Consider the following 3888-nt stretch of genomic DNA (forward strand, 5'->3'; position numbering starts at 1 on the left):
GAATGAATTTTATAGACAAAACGCAACTACAAAAAATTGCAGAACCACTTAAGAAGAGTGGCTATGGAGAATATTTATTGAAATTGTAACTATTAAAGGTTTTACTGACCGGCTTCGATGTATTACAAACTACATCTCCTTGAAATCGCCGGACGCGATAATTGAAAAAATAAACCTTGCGATAAAAGATTTAGACTGCTTTCAGGCTTAATGCAAGGGTATTATTTAAGAAAGGATACTTTTTGACTTGTTGGAAATATTTCAAGTCTAAAACGCTGTTTAATGCTTTAACATGGCGTAGATGGTGAATATCTGATCCACAATAATCATACATGTTTTTGTTTAGCAAATATTCCGCTGTCTTCTTAACATTTTTGCCATAATAACCTGATAAGGCAATGGTATTGAGTTGAAAAAGACAACCTCTTTCCTTGAGTTCATCATATTTTTCTAACTGATGGTGATAAAAGTTATATCGTTCTGGATGAGCCAATAATGGCTGATATCCATGAACCTGCATAGCGAACAAGGCGTTATTTAAAAAGGGAGATTCGACCAAATAAGACATTTCTACCAAAACCATATTGCCCGCAATGGTTAATAATTTCTCGCTACTTTCGGTAAGTGCAATAAACCTTTCATCAATCATATATTCTGCGGCTGCATCTATTTCAATATCCCATTGTAAGGCCGCTATTTTTTGACGAACCAAATCTCTTTGTTGCAATATCACCTCTTTTGTATTCGGATAAAGGTCTTCACTTATATGAGGTGTAGCAATCATTTTTTTAAAACCCTTTTTGCGCATAGCGTCAATCAACGCAAGGCTATCCTCTATTTTTCCGGCGCCGTCATCAATGCCCGGTAATATATGTGAATGTATATCGGTCTGAATAAAATTCCAGTTATTTTTAACTGAATTGCTATTTTTAAATAGGATGTTGAACATAGAATTCACTCTTTTCAAATTAGCTATAATATCAAATGCGTTATTAGCGTAAATCTACATTAAATAAAAAATGAGACACTTTCTTAAATGTCTCACTTTATATAACTTGACATTTAATTAGATGACTAACATGGCATCTCCATAAGTAAAGAAATTATACTTTTCTTTGATGGCAATTTTATAAGCTTCCATTGCCAAATCATAACCTGCAAATGCCGCCACCATTATCAATAGACTGGTCTTGGGTAAATGAAAATTACTAATTAAACTATCAGCAATATTAAAATTATGCGGGGGATGGATAAAGACATTTGTCCAGCCTTCATTTGGTTTTAATAATTTTTGCGCTGTAAAGCTGCTTTCTAGCGCACGCATGGTGGTTGTCCCGATAGAGCAGATGCGATGCCCGGTTTCTTTTGCCTTGTTAACTATTTTGCAGGTTTCTTCATCAATTCTGAAGTATTCTGCATCCATTTTGTGTTTGCTCAAATCTTCTACTTCAATAGGTCTAAAGGTTCCCAGACTTGTGTGAAGCGTTAGCTCAGCAAACTTTATACCTTGAATTTCCAGGCGTTTAATAAGTTCTTTGCTAAAATGCATACCAGCAGTTGGGGCAGCTACTGCGCCTTCATATTTGGCATAGACGGTTTGGTAACGTTCCTTATCCTCTTCTGTAGGTTTGCGTTTGATGTATTTTGGTAATGGTGTTTCGCCCATAAACTCCAGCATTTTTCTGAAGCTGGCTTCATCGGCATCCCATAAAAAGCGAATAGTTCTTCCCCGGCTGGTCGTATTGTCAATGACTTCGGCTACCAATTCATCATTTTCTCCAAAATACAATTTGTTACCTACCCGTATTTTTCTTGCAGGGTCTACGATTACGTCCCATAGCCTGTTTTGCTTGTTCAATTCACGAAGTAGGAACACCTCTATTTTGGCACCCGTTTTTTCTTTGCGGCCGTACATACGGGCCGGAAAAACTTTGGTGTTGTTGACAACAAAAACGTCTTTGTCATCAAAATATTCTAATACGTCTTTAAATGTTTTGTGTTCAATACGTCCTGTTTTGCGTTCTACAACCATAAGACGGCTGTCTTCGCGGCGTTTAGTAGGGGTTTGGGCAATTAAGTTCAGTGGAATGTCGAAGCGAAATTGAGATAACTTCATGTTGTTTTACAATGTTTTTCAGACTAAACATCCTTTTCTTTTTCATAAAAAGGAGGTCTCGTGTGCCTATTAATTAATTAAATTTAATAGCCCACATTCATTATGTCGTAGCCTTACGGGGCGACTAAATGATGTTACGGCATCATTATTCAAGTGCGCAAAGGTACAAAAGCTGCATCAAATTGAAAAAAATATTTGCAAAGCTAATTTACAGGAGGTCTTACAAAAAGTTGGGTGAAAAATAGTATACCCTGATCATTCCTCGCTACGCCAATCCCCACAAGGGAAAAATTTCCCAAAAGGTTTTTTCTATGGGGCGGACTATTTATCCATATGTCCACCACTTCTTTTCCTGTGATATCACCATAGGCAACATTTTCTCCTGTAGCTATATAGCGTCCATATTTTCTTTTTAGCAAAAGTGTTCTCGTGTCAAATCCCCTATGACCAAATCCAACCCTGCCTCTGGCCATATCAATGCTATGATCAAGTGCTATGTTGTCTACAAAACTGACTCTTTTTAGTGGGGACAAACCATGGGCTTTTCGAAATTGATTGGTATAATACAATATATCATTTTCTATGGAATGGCCCTTTGCTTGGGAAATAAAAGGCAAGAAAAATAAAAAGCTAATACTCAGCAGTAAGATAAATCGACAGTGTTTCATTTATTAAGAAAGCTATTTGAAGTGAAATATTTTACTTCTCATTCCAAATAGCTTGCCACAAGTAGTTTATGCTTCTTTTCTTAATTTTTTGTAGGCATTGATTAAACCATTTGTAGAAGAATCATGGGAGGAAATCTGTTTGTCGTCTTCTAATTCTGGTAATATGTTCCCGGCCAATTGCTTACCTAGTTCTACGCCCCATTGATCGAAACTGAAAATATTCCAGATAATACCCTGAGTAAATATTTTGTGTTCATATAAGGCGATCAGACTTCCTAAACTTTCGGGTGTTATTTCTTTTAGTAAGAAAGAGTTTGTGGGACGGTTACCTTCAAAAACTTTGAACGGCGTTATTTTTTTTATCTCTTCTGCAGATTTGCCTTGTTTCTCCAATTCTTCTTTTACGACTGCTTCTGTTTTTCCATTCATTAATGCTTCCGTTTGAGCAAAAAAGTTACTCAGCAATTTATTATGATGGTCGCCAATCGGGTTATGACTGATAGCGGGTGCTATAAAATCGGCAGGGATTATCACGGTACCTTGATGGATCAACTGATAAAAGGCATGTTGGCCGTTTGTACCTGGTTCACCCCAAATTACGGGACCCGTACTATAGGAAACCCCAGCGCCTTTTCTATCCACACTTTTGCCGTTACTTTCCATATTTCCCTGTTGGAAATAGGCACTAAAGCGATGCATATATTGATCATAGGGTAATATTACTTCTGTTTGTGTGCCGAAGAAATTAGTATACCAAAGACCAATCAGCGCCATTATAACGGGAATATTCTGATTTAATTTTTCTGTTTTGAAATATTCATCCGTTTTGAAAGCTCCACGCAGTAGTTGCTCAAAATTTTCATACCCGATAGATAGAACGATCGATAAACCTATGGCACTCCAAAGAGAATATCTGCCTCCGACCCAATCCCAAAATTCGAACATGTTATTTGGGTCGATGCCAAATTTGGTTACTTCTTTTTCATTCGTACTTAATGCCACAAAATGTTTTGCCACCTCGCTTTCATTTTTGGCCGATTTAAGGAACCATTCACGTGCCGTGTGCGCGTTGGTCATGGTTTCTTGTGTCGTGAAAGTTTTTGA

4 protein-coding genes are annotated in these 3888 nt (G+C 37.1%); all 4 read right to left on the reverse strand.

The genetic code is table 11. The annotated features are described in order from the left end of the window. Window positions 1-190: 190 nt before the first annotated feature. The gene (locus tag ACQR30_RS01265) at window positions 191-949 is read right to left on the reverse strand and encodes a tyrosine-protein phosphatase (protein WP_429730139.1); all 759 of its coding nucleotides are present in this window, start codon (window positions 947-949) and stop codon (window positions 191-193) included. Between the two features lie 117 nt (window positions 950-1066). Further along, complete coding sequence (queA, locus tag ACQR30_RS01270) at window positions 1067-2116, reverse strand: tRNA preQ1(34) S-adenosylmethionine ribosyltransferase-isomerase QueA (RefSeq protein ID WP_429730142.1); 1050 nt, start codon at window positions 2114-2116, stop codon at window positions 1067-1069. A 203-nt stretch (window positions 2117-2319) separates the two neighbouring features. After that, window positions 2320-2784, reverse strand: a complete 465-nt coding sequence (locus tag ACQR30_RS01275; protein WP_429730144.1) for a CAP domain-containing protein — start codon at window positions 2782-2784, stop codon at window positions 2320-2322. Between the two features lie 66 nt (window positions 2785-2850). Beyond that, window positions 2851-3888, reverse strand: a 1038-nt coding sequence (gene pgi / locus ACQR30_RS01280; RefSeq protein ID WP_429730147.1) for a glucose-6-phosphate isomerase, incomplete at its 5' end; no start/stop codon positions are given.

The sequence above is a fragment of the Arachidicoccus sp. genome (assembly GCF_050436765.1).
Classification (GTDB): domain Bacteria; phylum Bacteroidota; class Bacteroidia; order Chitinophagales; family Chitinophagaceae; genus Arachidicoccus.

Bases quoted from the DNA above. Each gene is read 5' to 3' on its own strand.
- ACQR30_RS01265 (WP_429730139.1), bottom strand. From the start codon at position 949: ATGTTCAACATCCTATTTAAAAATAGCAATTCAGTTAAAAATAACTGG.
- queA (WP_429730142.1), bottom strand. From the start codon at position 2,116: ATGAAGTTATCTCAATTTCGCTTCGACATTCCACTGAACTTAATTGCC.
- ACQR30_RS01275 (WP_429730144.1), bottom strand. From the start codon at position 2,784: ATGAAACACTGTCGATTTATCTTACTGCTGAGTATTAGCTTTTTATTT.